17 protein-coding genes are annotated in these 21,928 nt (G+C 68.3%); 7 read left to right on the top strand and 10 right to left on the bottom strand.

Annotated elements, in window-relative coordinates; genetic code table 11:
* Positions 1–11: 11 nt before the first annotated feature.
* From ACFIMZ_RS20385 to selD, 3 genes are all read right to left on the bottom strand, one after another.
* The gene (locus ACFIMZ_RS20385) at positions 12–1,076 is read right to left on the bottom strand and encodes a purine-nucleoside phosphorylase (protein ID WP_431824146.1); all 1,065 of its coding nucleotides are present in this window, start codon (positions 1,074–1,076) and stop codon (positions 12–14) included.
* Positions 1,077–1,266: 190 nt separating this feature from the next.
* Complete coding sequence (locus tag ACFIMZ_RS20380; RefSeq protein ID WP_431824145.1) at positions 1,267–1,857, bottom strand: LysE family translocator; 591 nt, start codon at positions 1,855–1,857, stop codon at positions 1,267–1,269.
* A gap of 67 nt (positions 1,858–1,924) precedes the next feature.
* Positions 1,925–2,989 carry a selenide, water dikinase SelD gene (gene selD, locus ACFIMZ_RS20375; protein ID WP_431824144.1) on the bottom strand — a complete coding sequence of 355 codons (1,065 nt, stop codon included), beginning with the start codon at positions 2,987–2,989 and terminating at the stop codon, positions 1,925–1,927.
* Positions 2,990–3,105: 116 nt separating this feature from the next.
* On the opposite strand from selD, the gene ACFIMZ_RS20370 reads away from it, so the two are divergent.
* Positions 3,106–3,942: an EamA family transporter gene (locus ACFIMZ_RS20370; protein ID WP_431824143.1), complete on the top strand. Its 837-nt coding sequence runs from the start codon at positions 3,106–3,108 to the stop codon at positions 3,940–3,942.
* Positions 3,943–3,967: 25 nt separating this feature from the next.
* On the opposite strand, the gene ACFIMZ_RS20365 is transcribed toward ACFIMZ_RS20370, so the two are convergent.
* On the bottom strand, positions 3,968–5,041 hold the full coding sequence (locus ACFIMZ_RS20365; RefSeq protein WP_431825454.1) for a porin: 1,074 nt from the start codon (positions 5,039–5,041) through the stop codon (positions 3,968–3,970).
* Positions 5,042–5,420: 379 nt separating this feature from the next.
* Here ACFIMZ_RS20365 and ACFIMZ_RS20360 point away from each other — a divergent pair, with 379 nt between their 5' ends.
* Genes ACFIMZ_RS20360 through ACFIMZ_RS20350 form a run of 3 tightly spaced genes read left to right on the top strand, consistent with a single transcriptional unit; the run spans position 5,421 to position 8,624 of the window.
* On the top strand, positions 5,421–6,320 hold the full coding sequence (locus ACFIMZ_RS20360) for an N-formylglutamate amidohydrolase (protein ID WP_431824142.1): 900 nt from the start codon (positions 5,421–5,423) through the stop codon (positions 6,318–6,320).
* Positions 6,317–7,087 (top strand): IclR family transcriptional regulator, encoded by a 771-nt coding sequence (locus tag ACFIMZ_RS20355; RefSeq protein WP_431824141.1) that lies wholly within the window; start codon positions 6,317–6,319, stop codon positions 7,085–7,087. The genes ACFIMZ_RS20360 and ACFIMZ_RS20355 overlap by 4 nt, the downstream gene beginning before the upstream one ends.
* Positions 7,088–7,112: 25 nt before the next feature.
* Entirely contained in the window at positions 7,113–8,624 is a 1,512-nt protein-coding gene (locus tag ACFIMZ_RS20350; RefSeq protein ID WP_431824140.1) for a YfcC family protein, read from the top strand.
* A gap of 113 nt (positions 8,625–8,737) precedes the next feature.
* On the opposite strand, the gene ACFIMZ_RS20345 is transcribed toward ACFIMZ_RS20350, so the two are convergent.
* Positions 8,738–10,249: a PLP-dependent aminotransferase family protein gene (locus ACFIMZ_RS20345; protein ID WP_431824139.1), complete on the bottom strand. Its 1,512-nt coding sequence runs from the start codon at positions 10,247–10,249 to the stop codon at positions 8,738–8,740.
* Between the two features lie 129 nt (positions 10,250–10,378).
* Between ACFIMZ_RS20345 and ACFIMZ_RS20340 the strand changes: the two genes are divergently transcribed.
* Positions 10,379–11,662, top strand: coding sequence for a 4-aminobutyrate--2-oxoglutarate transaminase (locus ACFIMZ_RS20340; protein ID WP_431824138.1), 1,284 nt, complete (start codon positions 10,379–10,381; stop codon positions 11,660–11,662).
* A 75-nt stretch (positions 11,663–11,737) separates the two neighbouring features.
* Positions 11,738–13,207, top strand: a complete 1,470-nt coding sequence (gene gabD, locus ACFIMZ_RS20335; protein WP_431824137.1) for an NADP-dependent succinate-semialdehyde dehydrogenase — start codon at positions 11,738–11,740, stop codon at positions 13,205–13,207.
* 74 nt (positions 13,208–13,281) lie between these two features.
* Here gabD and ACFIMZ_RS20330 read toward each other — a convergent pair whose 3' ends face one another.
* A complete protein-coding gene (locus tag ACFIMZ_RS20330; protein ID WP_431824136.1) occupies positions 13,282–14,826 on the bottom strand; it encodes a methyl-accepting chemotaxis protein in 1,545 nt (514 codons plus the stop codon).
* A 530-nt stretch (positions 14,827–15,356) separates the two neighbouring features.
* Positions 15,357–16,559, bottom strand: coding sequence for a 3-oxoadipyl-CoA thiolase (gene pcaF / locus ACFIMZ_RS20325; RefSeq protein ID WP_431824135.1), 1,203 nt, complete (start codon positions 16,557–16,559; stop codon positions 15,357–15,359).
* 215 nt (positions 16,560–16,774) lie between these two features.
* Between pcaF and ACFIMZ_RS20320 the strand changes: the two genes are divergently transcribed.
* Positions 16,775–17,563, top strand: a complete 789-nt coding sequence (locus ACFIMZ_RS20320) for an IclR family transcriptional regulator (protein ID WP_431824134.1) — start codon at positions 16,775–16,777, stop codon at positions 17,561–17,563.
* A 38-nt stretch (positions 17,564–17,601) separates the two neighbouring features.
* On the opposite strand, the gene ACFIMZ_RS20315 is transcribed toward ACFIMZ_RS20320, so the two are convergent.
* The 3 genes from ACFIMZ_RS20315 to ACFIMZ_RS20305 all read right to left on the bottom strand — a co-directional run bounded on the left by ACFIMZ_RS20315 (position 17,602) and on the right by ACFIMZ_RS20305 (position 21,730).
* Complete coding sequence (locus ACFIMZ_RS20315) at positions 17,602–18,936, bottom strand: MFS transporter (RefSeq protein ID WP_431824133.1); 1,335 nt, start codon at positions 18,934–18,936, stop codon at positions 17,602–17,604.
* A gap of 53 nt (positions 18,937–18,989) precedes the next feature.
* A complete protein-coding gene (locus tag ACFIMZ_RS20310) occupies positions 18,990–20,177 on the bottom strand; it encodes a M20 aminoacylase family protein (protein ID WP_431824132.1) in 1,188 nt (395 codons plus the stop codon).
* 161 nt (positions 20,178–20,338) lie between these two features.
* Complete coding sequence (locus ACFIMZ_RS20305; protein ID WP_431824131.1) at positions 20,339–21,730, bottom strand: DUF6138 family protein; 1,392 nt, start codon at positions 21,728–21,730, stop codon at positions 20,339–20,341.
* Positions 21,731–21,928: the final 198 nt, after the last annotated feature.

The following is a 21,928-nucleotide window of genomic DNA, read 5'->3' as shown; positions in this document are numbered from 1 at the left end:
CTGACGTCCCGTCAACGGCGCGGCACGCCGTCGCGCCATTCGCCCCAGTGCGACACGATGTCCTGCACGAGCGGATTGCCCGCGCGGTACAGGTTCTCGGTCGCCGGGACGAAGCCGCCCTGGTCCGCGTAGTTCAGCAGGTTGTCGACGCTCGTCTGCCCGGCATACGGCCGGTCGAAATCGGAGCCGGTGCGCAGCACCGCGACGCGCGACAGGTCCACCCGCTTCACGCTCGCCGCGCGCTTCAGCGCCTCGAACGTCGCGTTGTCTTCCTGCGCGGTCATGCAGTACGTGCCCTTGCCGTCCGTCAGGATCTTGGTCCATTGCCGCGCGCGCTCGCCGAGCAGCGTGCCCGAGAACCACGTATTGCCCGACGACGTGTCGCAGCGGATCACCGACGGCGGCTGGTTCGCGGGCGCGTAGTTGAATTTCGCGCGCGCGGCCTGCGCCTGCGCGCTGTCGGCGAGCACGACGTTGCGCGACAGCGCGTACGCGGCGTCGGCCAGCTGCGGGTTCAGCTGGAACACCTCGCTGCGGTAGTCGAGCGGCGGCTTGTCGCTCGGGCTCTTCGTGTTGATGCCGAGATAGCCGGAGTTCCAGCCGGCGGGAATTTCACGCGCGTCGAGCTCCCACTGCAGGCCGAAATCGACGAGGTATTTCGACCAGGCGGCAGAGCCCACCGTCCCTTGCGCGGGATCGACGCCCGCGATGCCGGAGACCAGGAAATACGTGCGGCGCAGATCGAAGCGCTGCGAGAACGTCAGCGCCATGATCGACGCCGCCGCGTTCGCATAGCCCATGCCGGTCGTCATCACGCATACGTCCTGCTTGTTGCAGTGGACCGCCGGGTAATCGGGCGACAGGCCCGGCACCGTCACGTCGCGCCACGGGCCGAGGCGATCGAGCCATGCCTGGCCTTCCGGCGCGAACATCGTGATGATCATGACCTTGACCGGGCGGCCCTGTGCACTGGTGTCGGCAAACGACTGGTCCGCATTGCCCTGCGCGATCGACGGCGCGGTCGCGCAGGCCGCGAGCGAAAATGCGGCGGCGGAAAGAATGGAGCGAGTCAGCATCGGCATCCTTTGTGTCTTTGTGTTGGTGATGTTGAGTGTGAACGACTCTCGGAGACTGCGCGACGGAGTATAGAACGGTCTGTGTCCGATGCGGAACTCGATTGCGATGCGCAATGGCCGGCCGAATACGCACCAGCGCAGCGCGATCGGTTCCACGAGAACCTAAGGAATGCTATCGGATCGAGTGCGGCTACAACCGCGCGAGCGCCGCAATCCCATACCCGAGCACGACGAGCGCCGCGACGACGTGGCTCGCAGCGAGCAGCGCGGGCGACTTGACGAGGCGGCCGATCGCGCTGCCGCCGAACGCGAACACGAGCTGGCCGGTGAGGCTGCCCGCGAACACGCACGCCGCGCCGAGCAGCCAGTGACGATGGGCGGCGGCGGCAGCCGTCGCATAGCCGTAGAACAGCAGGATCGTGAGCGGGTTCGCGAGCGTGACGAAGAACATCGACGTGAACGGGCGGCTGCCGGGCGCAGGCGCGTCGCCGTCGAGCGTGCGGCGGCGATCCCGCAGCGCCTGCCACATCATCCGCGCGCCCATCGCGAGCAGCACGAGCGCGCCGGCCAGACGGAACAGCGACAGGTGCGACGCGAGCGTGCTCGCGAGCAGCGCGCCGATCGTGAAGGCGACGACCGCATAGCAGCCGTCGGCCGTCGCGACGCCGGCCGCCGCGCGCACGCCGCTCGCGGTGCCGGCGCGCATCCCGTAGTTCGCGATCATCAGCGCAACGGGACCGACCGACAGCGCGATCATCAGCCCGAACAGGAAGTCGTTCATCGGGAATCGACGTCGTCGATGGAAAACGCCGATTCTAGCGACTGCAAAAATGCCCGGGTCAAACGCGTCAGGCGACGTCGATGCGGGCCGGCCCGTCGGTCATCTCGCCGATCACCGCCGCGCGATCGAAACCGTCCGCGCGGAAGCAGGCGAGCACGTCGTCGACCGCATCGGGCGAGCACGCGACGAGCAGGCCGCCCGACGTCTGCGGATCGGTCAGCAGCGCCTGCGCGACCGGCGGCAGCGCGTCGCCGAGCCGCACGTCCGCGCCGTAGGCTGCCCAGTTGCGGCCCGACGCGCCCGTGAACACGCCGGCCGCCGCGAACGCCTCGACGCCCGCGAGCCACGGCAGCGCCGCGTACTGTACGCGCGCCGTGAGCCCCGCGCCGCGCGCGAGCTCGAGCGTGTGGCCGAGCAGGCCGAAGCCGGTCACGTCGGTCAGCGCGTGCACGCCCGGCAGCGCGGCCAGCTCGGCGCCCGGCCGGTTCAGCTTGGTCGTGGTCGCGATCATCTGCGCGTAGCCAGCGTCGTCGAGCTGGTTCTTCTTCAGCGCAGCGGACAGCACGCCGACGCCGAGCGGCTTGCCGAGCACCAGCACGTCGCCCGCGCGCGCCGCCGCATTGCGCTTCACGCGCGACGGATGCACGACGCCGATCGCCGCCAGCCCGTAGATCGGCTCGACCGAGTCGATCGAATGGCCGCCCGCGACCGGAATCCCGGCGTCCGCGCACACGGACTCGCCGCCGCGCAGCACCGCCGCGATCGTCTCGTGCGGCAGCACGTTGATCGGCATGCCGACCAGCGCGAGCGCGAGCAGCGGCTTGCCGCCCATCGCGTAGACGTCGGACAGCGCGTTGGTCGCCGCGATCCGCCCGAAATCGAACGGATCGTCGACGATCGGCATGAAGAAATCGGTGGTCGCGACGATCGCCTGCTCGTCGTTCAGGCGATAGACCGCGGCATCGTCGGAGGTTTCGGTGCCGACGAGCAGGTCCGGAAACAGGGCGGGCGGCGTCGCGCGCTTCAGCAGCTCGGACAGCACGCCAGGCGCGATCTTGCAGCCGCAGCCGCCTCCATGAGACAGGCTCGTGAGGCGCGGAACGGCGGACGGGGTCTGGGTGGCTTCGGTCATCGTCGGCATCGGGGTGAATAACAACGTTCTATTATCGACAATTCCGCGCCGGCGTGCCCGCCGCCCACATAATGACGGCGCTGCTTCCGTCCGCCCTCCCCGTCCGACCGCCTTTCATGGACCACCTCTTCATCGGCCTCGTGCTGTGCTCGGCGCTGCTGCACGCCGTCTGGAACGCCTTCCTGCACGTCAGCGAAGACCGGCTCGCGCAACTCGGCACGATGTCGCTGCCGTATCTCGCGTTCGGCATCGCGGGCGCGTGGCTGCTGCCGGCGCCGGAGCGTGCCGCGTGGCCGTATGTCGCGGCGTCCGCCGCGCTCGAGGTCGCGTACTGCTTCACGCTCGCGCGCGCATACCGCAGCGGCGAGTTCGGGCAGATCTATCCGATCGCGCGCAGGCTGTCGCCGCTGCTCGTGTCGGTGCTCGCGCTCGCCGCGCTGCACGAGCGGCCGACGCCGTTCGGCTTCGCCGGCATCGTGCTCGTGTCATTCGGGATCATGTCGCTCGCGCTGCGGCGCGGGCTCAGGTTCTCCGGGGAAAGCGTGCCCTATGCGCTGCTTACGGGCGTGTTCATCGCCGCGTATTCGATCTGCGACGGCATCGGCGCGCGCGTCGCGGGCAGCGCGCTCGGCTACGTCGCGTGGGTGTACCTGCTGTGGAGCGTGCCGCAGATCCTGCTGGTGTGCGCGGTGCGCGGCGGCCCGCGCAGCGTGCTCGGGTCGCGCGACGCGGTGCGGCAGGGCGTCGTGGCCGGCACGATCTCGCTCGTCGCATACGGGATCGTCGTGCTCGCGTACCTGCACCTGCCGGTCGCGACCGTGTCGGCGCTGCGCGAGACGAGCTCGATCTTCGCGGTCGCGATCGGCTGGTTCGCGATGCGCGAGCGGCCCGGCGCGCAGCGGCTCGTCGCGTGCGCGCTGGTCGTCGCGGGGGCGGCGATGATCCGGCTGTAACCGGACGCGCGCGCCGCCCGCCTCATCAGAACTTGTGGCGGATGCCCGTCACCGCGACGATCTGCGTGCGCGTGCTCGACGGGTTCGGGATGCCGTCGATCGCCGCGACCGCGTTCGACGACGCGCGCTGCCAGAACGCGTTCACGTAGACGTCGGTGCGCTTCGACAGGAAGTACTGCGCGCCGGCGCTCGTCTGCAGGTAGTGCGAGCTCGGCTTTGCGCTCCGTGTCGCGAGCACCTGCGTGTAGGTCTCGCCGAGCGCGACCTGCAGCGCCGGCGTCACGCGGTAGCGCACGCTGCCTTCGAAGTTGTTGAAGCGCGTCGCGCCGCCCGTCTGAAGGTTGAACAGCGAACTCGTGTACAGCAGCCCGAAGGTTGCGTTGCCCCACGCATACGCGCCGCCCGCGCCCCAGATCTGCTGGCGCGTCACGCCCTTGATGAACGTGTAGTAATTGTCGGACGCGACCGCGCCCGTCGTGTCGAGCGCCGGGTGGTCGACGCGCACATAGGCCGCGCCGAGCTGCAGGGGGCCGTGCTCGTAGCTCGCGCCGATGCTCCACACGCGGTTCTGCGCGAACGACGTCGTGTTCGAGAAGCCGTACATGCCGACCGCGCTCAACCCGCCCCATGCGGGCGTCCGGTATTGCACCGAATTGTTGGTGCGGAACGTGTTGTTCAGGTCGTCGGCGTCGAACGGATGCAGCGCGTACTGCGTGAGCGCGGTGCTCGCGCCGATCTGCAGCGGTTCCAGCACTTCCTGCGCCGCGTTGTACTGGCGGCCCATCGTCAGCGTGCCCCAGCGGTCGTTCGCGAGGCCCACGTACGCGCGCCGCCCGAACAGGCGCCCGCCCTGGCTCGCGGCGCCGGTCTCGAGGTTGAAGCCGTTTTCGAGCCGGAACACCGCGCTCGTGCCGCCGCCCAGGTCCTCCTTGCCGAGCAGACCCCAGCGCGCGCCCTGCTCGTTGCCGCCGGTCGCCTGCCAGGTCGCGTGGCCATTCTGGTTGTTCGTGTACGTGATGCCCGAATCGACGATCCCGTACAGCGTCACGCTCGACTGCGCGCAAGCATGCGAGGCGCCCGCGCCGAGCGCGACACCCATCAGCGCCGCCGCGATTTCCGTCCATTTCATATCTCTGACCCCTTTGTCGGTTGTATATGGGGAGCGATTTAATTCGCTCGAACGTGTTTTATTGAATAAAACATCGTCTTATTAATTTTTGATTTTTGATGTTTCCGGCGTCAATACGCGTCAAAAATCACACAAATACTCGCACCAACGCCCGTTCCGCAACCGTTTCGACGAATGAAACAAACCCAATACCGACAAGGGAAAGCGCCGAATTCATCGGTTCAATCGTGACGCCAAAAAAAGCGCTTGACCGGTTTTTTCGGTCGTTGTGAAATATTGATACGCTGTTTTAATGATTAAAACGAGCGACCGAAATAAATCGAGCAACTAGGTAAATATCCTGATCCCCATGGTGACGTTTAATTGCAACACCGCCGCCGCCGGCGAACCGTCCGCGTACTTCGTCGCGCGGCCGTCGGCCGGCGCGCTGCCGATCGTCGTCGACTCCCCGCACAGCGGTTTCGCCTATCCGCCGGACTTCGCGCCCGTCGCGCCGCACGACGCGATCCGCACGTCGTGGGACGCGTACGTCGACGAGCTGTGGGCCGGCGCGTCCGCGCGCGGCGCCACGCTGATCGGCGCGACGTTCCCGCGCGCGTACATCGACCCGAACCGCGCGGAAACCGACATCGACGCCGAGCTGCTCGCCGAGCCATGGCCCGCGCCGCTCGCGCCGCAGGCCTATACGCTGCGCGGGATGGGGCTGATCCGGCGCTTCGCGCTGCCGGGCGTGCCGCTCTACGACCGCAAGCTGCCGCTCGACGCGGTGCGCCGGCGCATCGACGCGTACTACCGCCCGTACCGCCGCGCGCTGGCCGACGCGGCCGAGCCGCTGTACGCCGCGCACGGCGCGCTGTGGCACATCGACTGCCATTCGATGAAATCGCGCGGCAACGCGATGAACGTCGATGCCGGCGCCGCGCGGCCGGACGTCGTCGTCAGCGACCGGCTCGGCACGAGCGCCGATCCCGCGTTCACCGCGTGGACCGCGCAGTGGTTCGCCGATGCCGGCTACCGCGTGCAGGTCAACGATCCGTACCAGGGCGGCGACCTGCTGACCGCGCTCGCCGAGCCGGCGCGGCGGCGCCACAGCATCCAGGTCGAATTCAACCGCGCGCGCTACATGGACGAAGCGACGTTCGAGAAGCACGCGGGCTTCGACGCGCTGAAGGGCGCGGTCGACGCGTACCTCGACGCGCTCGCGCACTACGTCCGCACGCAGCTCGCCCAGTCCGGAGACCCGCAATGACCTACATCGTCGACGCCGTCGACAGCGCGCTCAAGCTGCTGACCTACGTGGCCGAGCACCCGAACCTCGGCGTGACCGAGCTCGCATCGCAACTCGGCATCAACAAGTCGCGCACCTACCGGATGCTGTGCACGCTCGAGCTGCACCGCTTCGTCGTGCAGGATCCGCGCACGTCCACCTATGCGCTCGGGCCGCAGGCGTTCGTGATCGGCGTGGCCGCGGCGCAGCAGAACGCGATCGTGCGCGCCGCGCACCGGCACATGCTCGCGCTCAACCAGGCGATCAACGAAACGGTCGTGCTGCGCGTGCGCGAAGGGCTCGAAACGGTGTGCGTCGCGCGCTGCGAGACGACGCACGCGATCCGCACGGTCGGCGCGGTAGGCAACCGCCGGCCGATCCACTTCGGCGCGTCGGGCAAGGTGCTGCTCGCGTTCGCGCCCGATGCGGTGCGCGACGAGTTCTTCGCGCAGTTGCGCAAGCTCGGGCAGGCGGCCGATCCGCCGAAGCTCGCCGGCGAACTCGACGCGATCGCGCGCAAGGGCTACGCGGTCAGCAGCGGCGAAGTGACGCCCGGCGCGGTCGGGATCGCGGTGCCCGTGCGCGACCTGAGCGGCGCGACCATCGCGGCGGTCAGCGTGACGGGCCCCGAGGTGCGCATCAGCCATGCCGACATCCCCGACTATCTCGAACGCCTGCAGGCGTGCAGCCACGCGATTTCCGCCGAACTCGGCTACGTCCCGGCGCGCGCCGCGCTGCAACCGGCCTGACGACCCAGTCACCCACGAGGAACCGATGCCCGCCTCCATTCCGAATCCGTCCAGCGCGCGCGCTGCCCAATCCCCCGCCGACGGCCCGGCCGCACCAGCGCCGAGCGCCGACGCGCGGCCCGCCGTCGAGCCCGCCGGCCGCGAATCGCGTCCGCACGGCAAGATGCTGCATCCGGTCGTGATGATGCTGTGGGTGCTCGCCGCCGCGATCGCGCTCACGTGGAGCGTCGACTCGGGCCGCTTCGAGCGCAACGGCCGGCTCGTCGTGCCGGGCACCTATCACGTCGTGCCGAAGACGACCACACTCGCGACGCTCGTCGCGCCCGCCGTCAGCAGGAGCACGCCCGACCATGCCATGCCCGCGAGCCTCGTGTCCGCATTCGTCGCCGTGCCGCAGGGCCTGCTGAAGAACGCGCCGCTGATCGTGATGGTGATGTTCGTCGGCGGAATGTTCGGCGTGATGCGCAGGACGGGCGTCGTCGATGCGGGCATCGACCGGCTGCTGCAGCTCACCGGCAACAACGCGTACCTGCTGACGCCGCTGCTGATGATCCTGATCGGGCTCGGCAGCACGCTGCTCGGCTTCATCTCCGAGTACCTGGTGATCATTCCGATGGTGATGGTGATCGCGCGCCGCCTCGGCCTGTCCGACCTGTTCGCGGTCGCGCTCGTCGCGATCGCCGCGAAGATCGGCTACATCGCGTCGGTCACGAACCCGCTCGCGCTCGCGGTCGCGCAGCCGCTCGTCGGCGTGCCGCTGTTCAGCGGCGTCGGGCTGCGCGCGGCCGTGTTCGTCGTGTTCCTGACGATCGGCATCCTGTACCTGCTGCGCTACGTCCGGAACAGCGGCTATCGGGCGGGACGGATCGCGGCGGGCGCGCCTGCGCCCGCGCGACTGTCGCTGCGCCACAAGGCGACGCTCGCCGTGTTCGCCGCGGCCGTCGCGATGCTGATCGTCGGCACGCGCGAACTGAAGTGGGGCAACGTCGAGCTGGCCGCGTTCTATGCGTTCGTCAGCCTCGTCACCGCGGCGATCGGCGGGCTCGATTCGCGCAGCGCGTCCGATGCGTTCGTCGACGGGATGAAGAACATGATGCTCGCGGCGCTGCTGATGGGGCTCGCCGCGTCGGTCGAGCTGCTGCTGCAGAACAGCCTCGTGCTCGACACGCTGATCCACTTCTTCACGCGGCTCGCGGACGGCCGGTCGCCGGTGTGGGTCGCGAACGGGCTGATGGCCGTGCAGATGGTGCTCGACGTGTTCATTCCGTCGGTGTCGGGCAAGGCCGCGGTGAGCATGCCGATCATCGGGCCGATCGCGCAGCTGTCGGGCGTGAGCGGCCAGACCTCGGTGCTCGCGTTCGTGCTCGGCGGCGGCCTGACGAATCTCGTCACGCCGACCTCGGGGATGCTGCTCGCGTATCTCGCGACCGCCCGCGTCGATTTCGGCGCGTGGATCCGCTTCGTGCTGCCGCTGTTCGCGATCCTGCTCGCGCTGTCATGCGCGGTGCTGACGCTGGCGGTGTGGAGCGGGTATTGACCGGGGCGGCGTCGCCCGCCGCCGTCACGCGTGCGGCCACCTGACGGAACGAGCCGGTTACGCACGAGGATTCCCTCCGCGGCGCGGAGCGATTCAATCGGGCAACACGACGATCACGCGGCAACGACACCCGCCCGCCCGAACGCCCGCTCGTCGATCGCCTCCGCGAGCGTCGCGAACGCCGGCGCGATCTCCTCCTCCGGCACGCACGCGTAGCCGAGCAGCAGCCCCGACGCCGCGCGCGCCGGGTCCGCGTAATACCCGGACAGCGGCCGCACGACGATGTTGCGCGCGAGCGCGGCCTGCGCGACCGCGCGATCGTCGACGCCGTCCGGCAGCCGCGTCACCAGGTGCAGCCCGGCATCGCTGCCGGCCGCCTGCAGCGTATCGCCGTAGCGGCGCGCGACCGCGTCGAGCAGCATCTCGCGGCGCTGCCCGTACAGCGTGCGCATCTTGCGGATGTGCGACACGAAGTGCCCTTCGGCGATGAACTCCGCGAGCACCGCCTGCTGCAGCAGCTGCCCTTCCCGGTACAGCTCCGCGCTCGCCGTCGCGAAGCTTTCCGCGAGCGGCTCCGGCGCGACGAGGTAGCCGACCCGCAGCCCCGGAAACAGCGTCTTGCCGAAACTGCCGACGTAGATCACCTGCCCCGCCGTGTCGAGCCCCTGCAGCGACGCGAGCGGCCGGCTGCCGTAGCGGAATTCGCTGTCGTAGTCGTCCTCGATGATCCAGCAGCGATGCTGCCGCGCGTATTCGAGCAGCATCCGGCGCCGCGCGAGGCTCATCACCATCCCGAGCGGATACTGGTGCGACGGCGTGACGAGCATCAGCTTCGGCGGCTCGGCGAGATCGGCGGCCGACGGCGCGATCCCCTCGTCGTCGACCGGAATCGGCCGCGTCTTCAGCCCCGATACGTTGAGCACGCTGCGCATGCCCCAGTAGCACGGGTCCTCGGTCCAGATCGCGTCGCCCGGGTCGGTCAGGAGCCGCACCGCGAGATCGATCGACTGGTGGATGCCGGTCGTGATCACGATCTGCTCAGGCGCGCAGCGCACCGAGCGCGACGTGCGCAGGTAGTCGGCCAGCGCCTCGCGCAAGAGCGCGAGCCCGCCGCCCGGCGCGTAGGTCAGCAGGTCGGGGCGCAAGCGCCGCCAGTACTTGTTGTGCAGGCGCGTCCATACGCGCGCCGGAAATCGCGACACATCGGGCACGCCCGGCATGAACGCGCCCCCCTGCCGCTTCGACACGCCCGCGCCCTCGACGAGCCGCGCGCCGCGCGCGGACAGCGGCCGCGCGGCGGCCCGCGGGGCCTGCGTCAGGCCCGCGGCGTCCGCCGGCACGCCGACGAGCTCGTCCGGCGCGCTGTCGGCGACGAACGTGCCGCGGCCGGTCGCCGAACTCACATAGCCTTCGAGCGCGAGCTGCTCGTACACCTGGGTCACCGTGTTGCGCGCGATCCCGAGCTCGGCCGCCAGCAGCCGCGACGACGGCACGCGCGTGCCGGCCGGCAGCTCCCGCGACAGGATCGCCTGCTGCAGCAGCCGGTGCAGTTGCCGGTAGATCGGTTGTCCGCCGCCGCGCACGAGACGCTGCGCCAGCCAGTCCGACAACACGCTTGCCCGCATGATTGGCTCCCAACTATTTATTGAAATGGCTCTGATTGTCAGAGCCAAATCTGATTATAGTCGCCGTCATGGGCTGCCGGAGCGCGCCCGATTCCTTCCGACCGGATACGAAACATCAAGGAGATGACCGTGAAGAATGCCGAACTGCAGGCCCGCAAGAACGCCGCCACCCCGCGCGGCGTCGGCGTGATGTGCGATTTCTATGCGGCCCGCGCCGAGAACGCGGAGCTGTGGGACGTCGAAGGCCGCCGCTTTATCGATTTCGCCGCCGGCATCGCGGTGCTGAACACGGGCCACCGCCACCCGAAGATCGTCAAGGCGATCGCCGACCAGCTGAACAGCTTCACGCACACCGCGTACCAGATCGTCCCGTATGCGTCGTACGTCGAGCTGGCTGAAAAGATCAACGCGCGCGCGCCGGGCGATTTCCCGAAGAAGACCGCGTTCTTCACGACCGGCGCCGAAGCCGTCGAGAACGCGATCAAGATCGCGCGCGCGGCGACCGGCCGTCCGGGCGTCATCGCGTTCTCGGGCGGCTTCCACGGCCGCACGATGATGGGCATGGCGCTGACCGGCAAGGTCGCGCCGTACAAGCTGAACTTCGGCCCGTTCCCGGGTGACGTGTTCCACGCGCCGTACCCGAACGCGCTGCACGGCGTGACGACGGCCGACTCGATCAAGGCGATCGAGATGCTGTTCAAGGCCGACATCGATCCGAAGCGCGTCGCCGCGATCATCTTCGAGCCGGTCCAGGGCGAAGGCGGCTTCAACCCGGCGCCGGCGGAATTCGTGCGCGCGCTGCGCAATATCTGCAACGAGCATGGCATCCTGCTGATCGCCGATGAAGTCCAGACCGGCTTCGCGCGCACCGGCAAGCTGTTCGCGATGCAGCACTACGACGTGCCGGCCGACCTGATCACGATGGCGAAGAGCCTCGCGGGCGGCATGCCGCTGTCGGGCGTCGTCGGCCGTGCGGACGTGATGGACGCGGCCGCTCCCGGCGGCCTCGGCGGCACCTACGCGGGCAACCCGCTCGCGGTCGCGTCGGCGCACGCGGTGCTCGAGATCATCGACGAAGAGAAGCTGTGCGACCGTGCCACGCAGCTCGGCGACGTGCTGAAGGCGAAGCTCAACGCGCTGCAGGCCGACGTGCCGCAGATTGCCGACGTGCGCGGCCCGGGCGCGATGATCGCGGTCGAATTCATGAAGCCGGGCACGGGCGAGCCGGACGTCGACTTCACGAAGCGCGTGCAGGCGCGCGCGCTCGAGCGCGGCCTGCTGCTGCTCGTCTGCGGCGTGTACTCGAACGTCGTGCGCTTCCTGTTCCCGCTGACGATTCCGCAAGCCGTGTTCGACGAAGCGCTCGTGATCCTCGAGGAAGTGCTGAAGGAAACGGTCGGCGTGCCGGCCTGAGGTCCAGTCAACTGATCGCGCCGCCGCCGTCGTGACGACGGCGGCGGCCGTTTCATCTTCAAAGCAGGCATTCATATGAGCACTGTCCAGGAATCCCTTTCCCTGAAGGACCCGTCGCTGTTCCGCCAGCAGGCCTACGTCAACGGCGCATGGCAAGGCGCGGCGAACGGCGAGACGTTCGAGGTCCGCAACCCGGCGACGGGCGGCCTCGTCGGCGTCGTGCCGGTGCTGGGCGCGGCCGAGACGCGCCAGGCGATCGACGCCGCCAACGCCGCATGGCCCGCGTGGCGCAAGAAGACCGCGAAGGAACGCGCGGCGATCCTGCGCAAGTGGCATGACCTGATGATGGAAAACGCCGACGACCTGGCGCTGATCCTGACCACCGAGCAGGGCAAGTCGCTGGCCGAGGCGAAGGGCGAGATCGGCTATGCCGCGTCGTTCCTCGAATGGTTCGCGGAAGAAGGCAAGCGCGTGTATGGCGACACGATCCCGACGCCGGCGAGCGACAAGCGCATCGTCGTGACGAAGGAGCCGGTCGGCGTGTGCGCGGCGATCACGCCGTGGAACTTCCCGGCGGCGATGATCACCCGCAAGGTCGGCCCGGCGCTCGCGGCAGGCTGCCCGATCGTCGTGAAGCCGGCCGAGGCGACGCCCTTCTCCGCGCTCGCGATGGCCGTGCTGGCCGAGCGCGCGGGCGTGCCGGCCGGCGTGTTCAGCGTCGTGACGGGCGACCCGAAGGCGATCGGCGGCGAGCTGACGTCGAACCCGGTCGTGCGCAAGCTATCGTTCACCGGCTCGACGCCGGTCGGCCGCCTGCTGATGGCGCAATGCGCGCCGACGGTCAAGAAGGTGTCGCTGGAGCTGGGCGGCAACGCGCCGTTCATCGTGTTCGACGACGCCGACCTGGACGCGGCGGTGCAGGGCGCGATCGCGTCGAAGTACCGCAACAGCGGCCAGACCTGCGTGTGCACGAACCGCTTCTACGTGCATGAAGCCGTGTACGACCAGTTCGCGCAGAAGCTCGCGGCGGCGGTCGGCCAGCTGAAGGTCGGGCTCGGCACCGAGCCGGGCGTGACGCAAGGCCCGCTGATCAACGAAGCGGCCGTGCTGAAGGTCGAGGCGCACATCGAGGACGCGCTCGCGAAGGGCGCGACCGTCGTCACGGGCGGCAAGCGCCACGCGCTCGGCCACGGCTTCTTCGAGCCGACCGTGCTGACGGGCGTCACGCCGGCGATGAAGGTCGCGAAGGAAGAGACGTTCGGCCCGCTCGCGCCGCTGTTCAGGTTCGGCAGCGACGACGAAGTGATCCGCCTCGCGAACGACACCGAGTTCGGCCTCGCCGCGTACTTCTACAGCCGCGACATCGGCCGCGTGTGGAAGGTCGCCGAAGCGCTCGAGTACGGGATGGTCGGCGTCAACACCGGCCTGATCTCGAACGAGGTCGCGCCGTTCGGCGGCGTGAAGCAGTCCGGCCTCGGCCGCGAAGGCTCGCACTACGGCATCGACGACTACGTCGTGATCAAGTACCTCTGTCTCGCGGTCTGAAGGCTAGGCCGCCCGGTGTTCCGGCCGGGCGGCCCGACACGCGGGCCGGGGTCCTCTCGTGCACCGCGCCCGCGTCACCTGAACGCGTTCACCGCCTCGACGAGCCGTGTCGCCTGCTGCTTCAGGCTCTCCGACGCCGCCGTGCTCTGCTCGACGAGCGCCGCGTTCTGCTGCGTGATGCTGTCGAGATGCACGACCGCCTGATCGACCTGCGTGACGCCCGAGCTCTGCTCGGTGGTCGACGCACTGATCTCCGCGATCAGGTCCGACACCCGCTTCACCTGCGCGACGATGTCCTCCATCGTCCGCCCCGCGCCGTCGACCAGCTGCGCGCCCGATGAAATACGTCCCACGTTGTTCTCGATCAGCGTCTTGATCTCCTTCGCCGCATTCGCGCTGCTCTGCGCGAGCGCCCGCACCTCGCCCGCGACCACCGCGAAACCGCGCCCCTGCTCGCCCGCGCGCGCGGCCTCCACCGCCGCGTTCAGCGCGAGGATGTTGGTCTGGAACGCGATCCCGTCGATCACGCCGATGATGTCCGAGATCCGGCGCGAGCTGTCCGTGATGTCGTTCATCGTATTGACGATCTCGGACATCGCGTGCCCGCCGCGTTCCGCCGCCTCGCTGGCCGAGACGGACAACTGGTTCGCCTGCAGCGCGGTCTGCGCGTTGCTGTCGACGGTCGCCGTCATCTGCGCCATCGACGCGGCCGTCTGCTGCACGCTCGACGCGGCCTGCTCGGTGCGCGCGCTCAGGTCGTTGTTGCCCTGCGCGATCTCGTTGCTCGCGCGCTGCACGTTGAGCACCTGCTCGCTGACGTCGTCGACCAGCCAGCGGAACATCAGCCCGAGCTGGTTGATCGTGCGCAGCGTCATGCCGATCTCGTCGACGCGGTCCATGCCGGCGCCGCCGCGGCGATCGCCGCTCGCGACGTTCAGCGCCTGCTCGCGCAACTGCTTCAGCGGGCGCGCGATCTGCGCATCGAGCCACATGCCGGCGGCCACGGCGGCGCCGGCCGTCACCGCGGCGAACGCCGCGAGCCGGCCGCCGTCGAGACCGCACGCCCAGCCCGCCCCGACGACCACCGGCGCAAGCGCGAGCAGCGTCGAATGGAGACGCCAGCGCACCGACATCGTCCGGAACAGCGACGTGAAGCCGAGCAGGCCGGTGCGCACGACCAGCCCCTTGTGGAAACGCCGCTTGCCGGCGCGGCCTTCGCGAAACGCGCGATACAGCGCCTCGGCGCCCGCGATCTGGTCGCGCGGTGCCTTCGTGCGCACCGACAGGTAGCCCTCCGTGCGGCCGTTGCGCATCACCGGCACCGCGTTCGCGCGCACCCAGTAATGGTCGCCGTTCTTGCGGCGGTTCTTCACGAGCGCGGTCCACGGTTCGCCGCCCTTGAGCGTCGTCCACATGTCGGCGAACGCCTCCTTGGGCATGTCCGGGTGGCGCACGATGTTGTGCGGCTGGCCTTCTATCTCCTCGCGTGAATAGCCGCTGATATGAATGAACGTCGCATTCGCATAGGTGATGATGCTGTCGGCGTCAGTGGTCGACATCAGCGTCGCATCGTCGGGGAATTCGAATTCGTGTTGGGTAACGGGCTGGTTGTTACGCATCAAGCAGAGCTCCGATTGGCGGGTCTCACGCCCGCTTCAGGATTGACGACTCGGAATCATTCGCGTCCGGCTTCACCGCTCGCGAATGATCATGCCTCTGCTCTTTCGGCAAAACCCTCTAAAACATTACCCCTTGCGTGTAAAAAATATGTCAAAAAAGTGCGCGCAATGATTTATGTCAACAATATCGTTTGCGGAAAAGCAAAATCCACGTCGAACAAGCTTCCCCGGGTTATCGCCGGATTACTCCCGCCGCCCTGTCGGGCTCGCGATGAATGGCGGGAATGAAATGAATAGCAATGCGATTATTTCGCGTTTTAAAACGGAAACTGAATCGGAATGGAGGTGCGGATATTTCTCCGCGCGAAATTCGGGCAACCGGAAAGAAGCCGCAATCCCGGATTAATGCGCCGAAAGAAAGGGGGGAAATTGCCGCCAGGCGGTGAACCCGGCGGCGGCGGGTCAAACGGCGAAACAGCCCGGGTTCGGCCGCTTCGCCGCAGCGCGTTGTATCAGACGTGTCGGATGCGTCAGACGCGTTCGATCGCGAGCGCGATGCCCTGGCCGACACCGATGCACATCGTGCACAGCGCATAGCGGCCCTTCGTGCGATGCAGCTGATACATCGCGGTGGTCACGAGACGCGCGCCGGACGCGCCGAGCGGATGGCCGAGCGCGATCGCGCCGCCGTTCGGGTTCACGCGCGGATCGTCGTCGGCGACGCCCAGCATGCGCAGCACCGCGAGCCCTTGCGACGCGAACGCCTCGTTCAGCTCGATCACGTCGAACTGGTCGATCGTCATGCCGAGCCGCGCGAGCAGCTTCTGCGTGGCCGGCGCCGGGCCGATGCCCATCACGCGCGGCGCGACGCCCGCCGTCGCGATGCCGAGCACGCGGGCGCGCGGCGTCAGGCCGAAGCGCTTCGCGTTCTCCTCGTTCGCGAGCAGCAGCGCCGCCGCGCCGTCGTTGACGCCCGACGCGTTGCCGGCCGTGACCGTGCCGTCCGGGCGCACGACGCCCTTGAGCTTCGCCAGCGTCTCCAGCGACGTCTCGCGCGGATGCTCGTCGCGCGACACGACGAGCGGGTCGCCCTTTTTCTGCGGGATCGTCACCGCGACGATCTCCTCCGCCAACGTGCCGTCCTGCTGCGCGCGCGCGGCCTTCTGCTGGCTGCGCAGCGCGAACAGGTCCTGGTCGGCGCGGCTGATGAGGTAGTCGGTCGCGACGTTTTCGGCCGTTTCCGGCATCGAGTCGACGCCGTGCAGCTGTTTCATCAGCGGATTCACGAAGCGCCAGCCGATCGTCGTGTCGAAGATGTCGGCCTGGCGCGCGAACGCGCTCGCCGACTTGCCCATCACGAACGGCGCGCGGGTCATGCTCTCGACGCCGCCCGCGATCATCAACCCGGCCTCGCCGGACTTGATCGCGCGCGCGGCGGAGCCGACCGCGTCCATCCCGGAGCCGCACAGGCGGTTGATCGTCGAGCCCGGCACGACCTGCGGCAGGCCCGCCAGCAGCAGCGACATGCGGGCGACGTTGCGGTTGTCCTCGCCCGCCTGGTTCGCGCAGCCGTAGATCACGTCGTCGATTGCCGACCAGTCGACGTCGCGGTTGCGTTCGACGAGCGCCTTGAGCGGCACCGCGCCCAGATCGTCGGCGCGCACGCCGGACAGCGCGCCGCCGTAACGCCCGATCGGCGTGCGGATCGCATCACACAGGAAAGCTTCGGTCATCAGTGTCTCCGGGAGGAAATGAAATGGGCGCCCCCATTGCATTGCCCGCCGGGATGCGCTTAAATGTTCTTTATACGAACATTAGATCGTGTATCGAACGTCCAATGCATCATAGGGAGTGCGAGGACGGCCTGTCAAGCGCCGGCGGCGGCCGCGCGGTTGGCGTGTCAGGCCCCATGCGCTATCTTCTCGGCTGCACGATATTCCGACAGGTCATGACTACCGAAGACATCCAGGCCAAACCCGGCGACTCCTACGTCCAGTCGTTCGCGCGCGGGCTCGCGGTGATCCGCGCGTTCGACGCGGACCGTCCCGAACAGACGCTCACCGAAGTCGCGTCGGCGACCGGCCTGACGCGCGCCGGCGCGCGCCGGATCCTGCTCACGCTGCAGACGCTCGGCTACGTCGAGGCGGACGGCCGGCAGTTCCGGCTCACGCCGAAGATTCTCGAGCTCGGCTTCGCGTACCTGACGTCGATGCCGTTCTGGAATCTCGCGGAACCGGTGATGGAGCAGTTGTCCGCACAGATCCACGAGAGCTGCTCGGCGGCCGTGCTCGACCGCACCGAGATCGTCTACGTGCTGCGCGTGCCGACGCACAAGATCATGACGATCAACCTGTCGATCGGCAGCCGGCTGCCCGCGTACTGCACGTCGATGGGCCGCGTGCTGCTGTCCGCGCTCGACGACGCGACGCTCGACGCCACGCTCGCGCAGAGCGGCATCCGCGCGCACACGCCGCGAACGGTTACGGACCTCGGCGAATTGAAGGCCGCGATCGCGCTCGTGCGCCAGCAGGGCTGGGCGATCGTCGACCAGGAACTGGAAGTGGGGCTGCTGTCGATCTCGGCGCCGATCCGCAACCGGCGCGGGCAGATCATCGCGGCGATGAACGTGAGCGGCAATGCGCAGCGGCATAACGCCAGGCAAATGGTGAAGGAGTTTCTCGGGCCGCTGCAGCAGGCGGCGCAGACGGTGTCGGAGCTGGTTGCGCGCCGGGGGTGACGGCGGGCAACCGGCAAATCGGACGCGTCGTTGCGCCGTCAGTCGCCGGCCTCCCCCGCCGTCTCCCGCAGCATCGCCACCGCCGCCAGCGACACCAGCACGCACGCCGCGACGTAACCGGCCGGCGCGAGCTTGCTGCCGGTCGTCTGCACGAGCCACGTCGCGACGAGCTGCGACGTGCCGCCGAAGATCGTCACCGCGAGCGCATACGCGATCGAGATCCCGGTCGCCCGCACGCGCCGCGGAAAGGATTCGCACATCAGCGCGAACTCCGACGCCGAACCCATGGAATAGAACAGGAGCATCAGCGCAGTCAGCGGCATGATGACCGACAACGACGGATGACGGTTCATCAGCCAGAACGCCGGGAACAGCAGCACGACAAGCACGCCGCGCCCGACGAAAATCGGCAGGCGCCGGCTGCCGATCCGGTCCGACAGCCAGCCGAACAGCGGGCACGTCAGCAGCATCACGCATCCCGACGCGACGCCGACGAACATCGACAGCTTCATCGGCAGGCCGAGCGTGTGGATCGCATAGGTCGGCATGTAGAAGGTCAGGATGTAGGTCGACACCGTGCCGCCCATCACCGTCAGCGCCAGCAGCAGCACCGTGCGCGCATGCTTCGTGAACAGCTCGCGCAGCACGCCGCCGTCGATTCCGTGGTGACTGTCGCCGGGCGCGTCGTCGGCGAGACGCCGGCGCAGGATCATGCCGACCGGCGCGATCAGCACGCCCACGACGAACGGAATCCGCCAGCCCCAGCTTTCGAGCGCGCCCTTCGTCAGCGTGTTCGACAACAGCGCCGCGAAGCCCGAGCCCATCAGCGCCGCGCCGCCCTGCGTCGCGAGCTGCCAGCTCGCGCGCAAGCCGCGCCGCGACACGCCGCCCTGTTCGAGCAGCGTCGACGTCGCCGCGCCGAACTCGCCGCCTTGCGAGAAGCCCTGCATCAGCCGCGCGCAGACGACGATCAGGGGCGCGGCCAAGCCGACCTGCGCATAGGTCGGCGCGATCGCGATCAGGCCCGTGCCGAGCGCCATCAGCATGATCGTCAGGTTCAGCGCGGCCTTGCGGCCGTTGCGGTCCGCATAGACGCCGAGCACGATGCTGCCGAGCGGCCGCGTGAAGAAGCCCGCCGCGAACGTCGCGACCGACAGCAGCAGCGACGTCGTCGGATCGCCCGACGGGAAATACAGCTTGCCGATCAGCACCGCAAAGAACCCGTACACGGTGAAATCGAAGAATTCCAGCCAGTTGCCGATCACGGCCGCCGCGATCGCGCCGCGCCGGGTGACCGCAGGGGAGTCGGACCGGGCATCGGCCGCGATGGCGGCGGACGCGGCGGCAGGCAATGCGAGAGGATCTTTCTGCATCGTTCAGGTCTCCGATCGAATCGGCCGGAACCGCCGGCCGCGCGCTGCCGGTGTCAACGGCCCAGATAACGCTCCACGAGGCGCGTCCAGAACGCCGCGCCGATCGGCAGGTTGCGATCGTTGAAGTCGTATTTCGGGTTGTGCACCATGCAGCCGTCCTCGCCCGCGCCGTTGCCGAGGCGCACGAACGAACCGGGGCGCCGCTGCAGCATGAACGCGAAATCCTCGCTGCCCATCAGCAAGTCGGCCTGCTCGACGACGTTCGCGTCGCCGACCAGCTCGCGCGCGACCTGTGCGGCGAAATCGGTTTCGGCATCCGAATTGACGACGACCGGATAGCCTTCGATGTACTCGACGTGCGCGGTTGCGCCATAGCTCGCGGCCTGCGACTCGGCGAGCTCGACGATGCGGCGCTTGAGCAGCGCGCGCATGTCGGGGCTGAACGAGCGCACGCTCAGCTCGAGCCGCGCGCTGTGCGGAATCACGTTGTTCGCGGTGCCCGCGTGCATCGAGCCGACCGTGACCACGGCGGGCTGCGCGGGATCGACGTTGCGCGCGACGATCGTCTGCAGCGCCATCACGATGCTCGCGGCAACGACGACCGGATCGACCGTCAGGTGCGGCCGCGCCGCGTGCCCGCCGACGCCGTCGATCGAGATGACCGCCTTGTCGCCCGCCGACATGAACGGGCCGCGCCGCGTCAGGAACACGCCGGGCGCCGCGCCCGGATGGTTGTGCATGCCGAACACCGCGTCGCACGGGAAGCGCTCGAACAGGCCGTCGTCGATCATCTTCTTCGCCCCGCTATCGACGCCGTGCTCCTCGGCCGGCTGGAAATACAGGTGCACGGTGCCGGAGAAGTTGCGGGTCTTCGCGAGATGCTGCGCGGCGCCGAGCAGCATCGTCGTGTGGCCGTCGTGCCCGCATGCGTGCATCTTGCCGTGCGTCGCGCTCGCATACGGCAGGCCCGTCGCCTCGATGATCGGCAGCGCGTCCATGTCCGCGCGGATGCCGATGCTGCGCGCGCCGTCGCCGACCCGCAGCGTGCCGACCACGCCGGTCCTGCCGACGCCGCGCGTGACCTGCCAGCCCCATTGCGCGAGCCTGTCGGCGACGAGCCCGGCGGTTTCGACTTCCTCGTACGCGAGTTCGGGATGGCGGTGGATGTGATGGCGAATCTCGCGCAGGCCGTCGGCGGCAGGCAGCAGATCGTCGATTTCGGTGAAGCGGGTGTCGGTCATGAACGGGCTCCGGCTCGTGTTCCTGTGTGGCGCCCGCGTCAATGGGGGCGATGAAGGCGAGCCACTATATCGAGCCAAATCCCGTTCAATAAGATGCGGAATTTTTCACCGCGATAAGGTTTTTTAATCAGGGTTATCCCGGGCAAGACCCGCACGCCCGATCAGCCCAGCACCGCCTCATACAATGCCTTAAGCTCGTCCGGCGCCTGAGTGACAAGCTTCTCGGGGTGCGCGCTCCCGGCCTCCCCCCAGATCGCGTAGACCACCGCCTTCCACACGTGGTCCTGAACTCGGCCGCTGCCGTTGCCGTCGAGATTGGCCGTCAACCGCGCAATGCCAGAAGACTCCCGCTCCGCCATCTCGCCGCGGGCATTCGCGAGCGCCGTGAGGCTGTCGCGGTTGGCGACGGACGCAGCGTAAGCCTTGACCGGCTCCAGATGCTGGATGTTGCCGGCGCAAGCGACCAGCAGCGCGACGGCGTTCGGCGTGAAGCCGCGAGCGGCGAGGTACGCGTGCACGAACCTGGCCTGAATCGACTGGTGTCCCCCGTCGCAAATGCGCAGATAGTCCAGTGCGAGCGGCACATGCTGGTCGTCGGCCAGCGCGAGGGCGAACACGGCGAACGTGCCGGGCATCGCCGGGTCCGCTTCGTCGATGTTCGTGTACCACTCATGCTCGCGCATGGCCAGCCGCGCGTATTGCGCGACCAGCGGCCGCAATCCCGGATAACCGGTTGCATTGGCAAACAGTTGATGAACGCCCTTTTTCGGCAGCCCTTTGACAGGCAGGTAATGCTTGGCCGGGCTTCGAAACTCGATTTCGTAGGAGCGCGGAAAGTCCGCCTCCAGCAGCCGGCACAACCACGTCAGCGCTGCACGGTAGTTGTCCTCGGATTCGGCCTTCAACGCGATCCTGACAGTGCCGAAGGCGTCGTTGGCCACGCAGGACACCTCGGCATCCTTGTACCGGACGACCCCTGCCGGAAGCTGGCCGGAGCCGTGCCGCTTCAATCGCGCAGGCAGATCCGAGCCGAGCGCGCTCACGTGATCGAAGATCGCGTTCGCGCTGATCGAGTCGAAGCTCATGCCGTACTTCATGTAGCCGATCGCGATCCAGCACGCGAACCGCAACCATTCCGGATTCACCTGCGCCGGATCGACGTCCGGTTTCAGCACCCATTGCGGCGGGACAAACCATGACAAGTCGGGATCTTCATGCGGCACGCCGTGGAAGAACGGGTCACGCACGGTCGCCTCGAACCAGAAGGTCTTCAGCGAGTAGCTGATCTCCGTCCAGCCGAGCAGACGGCGCATCTTGTCGGCGAACGCCTGCGACGCGTCGGCGTCGAAGCCGTCGGCATTCTGGCGGGCAAGGAAGAAATCCAGCACCGCGGTGCCGAGCACGCGCCGCCCGCCGGCCTGGAAGCCTTCGCCCCGGCTCAGCTTGCGCACGCGCGCAGTGCCTTCGTTGATCTGCGCGATGACCGCCTCGAACACCGGTTTCGTCTCGGGGCGGCGGACCGAGTCTTCGTAAATCAGGTAGTCAAGCGCCATACACGTGGTTCCGGCTCACGGAGCGCTTGCGGTTGCAATCCCATGCCTGCATGGAATATCGCGGAATCGGCTGCGGCATTGTCGATCAAGGGCCAAGGATGTGAGCGCCACACTATGGCGGCAAGCACCGGGGCAGGCAAGCTGTCATTCTGCGCAACGCAAGCGCCGACGAGAGACGCGATCGTCGCAGGATCGCCT

This window comes from Burkholderia sp. F1 (assembly GCF_050813845.1).
Lineage (GTDB): Bacteria > Pseudomonadota > Gammaproteobacteria > Burkholderiales > Burkholderiaceae > Burkholderia > Burkholderia ubonensis.
Note: the sequence above shows the minus strand (reverse complement) of the source record. Positions and strands in the feature narration are given on the sequence as shown.

Coding starts and splice junctions, on each gene's coding strand:
- ACFIMZ_RS20305 (WP_431824131.1), bottom strand. CDS start 21,730: ATGGCGCTTGACTACCTGATTTACGAAGACTCGGTCCGCCGCCCCGAG.
- ACFIMZ_RS20320 (WP_431824134.1), top strand. CDS start 16,775: ATGACTACCGAAGACATCCAGGCCAAACCCGGCGACTCCTACGTCCAG.
- ACFIMZ_RS20315 (WP_431824133.1), bottom strand. CDS start 18,936: ATGCAGAAAGATCCTCTCGCATTGCCTGCCGCCGCGTCCGCCGCCATC.
- ACFIMZ_RS20370 (WP_431824143.1), top strand. CDS start 3,106: ATGGACCACCTCTTCATCGGCCTCGTGCTGTGCTCGGCGCTGCTGCAC.
- ACFIMZ_RS20385 (WP_431824146.1), bottom strand. CDS start 1,076: ATGCTGACTCGCTCCATTCTTTCCGCCGCCGCATTTTCGCTCGCGGCC.
- ACFIMZ_RS20380 (WP_431824145.1), bottom strand. CDS start 1,857: ATGAACGACTTCCTGTTCGGGCTGATGATCGCGCTGTCGGTCGGTCCC.
- pcaF (WP_431824135.1), bottom strand. CDS start 16,559: ATGACCGAAGCTTTCCTGTGTGATGCGATCCGCACGCCGATCGGGCGT.
- ACFIMZ_RS20355 (WP_431824141.1), top strand. CDS start 6,317: ATGACCTACATCGTCGACGCCGTCGACAGCGCGCTCAAGCTGCTGACC.
- ACFIMZ_RS20365 (WP_431825454.1), bottom strand. CDS start 5,041: ATGGGTGTCGCGCTCGGCGCGGGCGCCTCGCATGCTTGCGCGCAGTCG.
- ACFIMZ_RS20310 (WP_431824132.1), bottom strand. CDS start 20,177: ATGACCGACACCCGCTTCACCGAAATCGACGATCTGCTGCCTGCCGCC.
- ACFIMZ_RS20350 (WP_431824140.1), top strand. CDS start 7,113: ATGCCCGCCTCCATTCCGAATCCGTCCAGCGCGCGCGCTGCCCAATCC.
- gabD (WP_431824137.1), top strand. CDS start 11,738: ATGAGCACTGTCCAGGAATCCCTTTCCCTGAAGGACCCGTCGCTGTTC.
- ACFIMZ_RS20330 (WP_431824136.1), bottom strand. CDS start 14,826: ATGCGTAACAACCAGCCCGTTACCCAACACGAATTCGAATTCCCCGAC.
- ACFIMZ_RS20345 (WP_431824139.1), bottom strand. CDS start 10,249: ATGCGGGCAAGCGTGTTGTCGGACTGGCTGGCGCAGCGTCTCGTGCGC.
- ACFIMZ_RS20360 (WP_431824142.1), top strand. CDS start 5,421: ATGGTGACGTTTAATTGCAACACCGCCGCCGCCGGCGAACCGTCCGCG.
- selD (WP_431824144.1), bottom strand. CDS start 2,989: ATGACCGAAGCCACCCAGACCCCGTCCGCCGTTCCGCGCCTCACGAGC.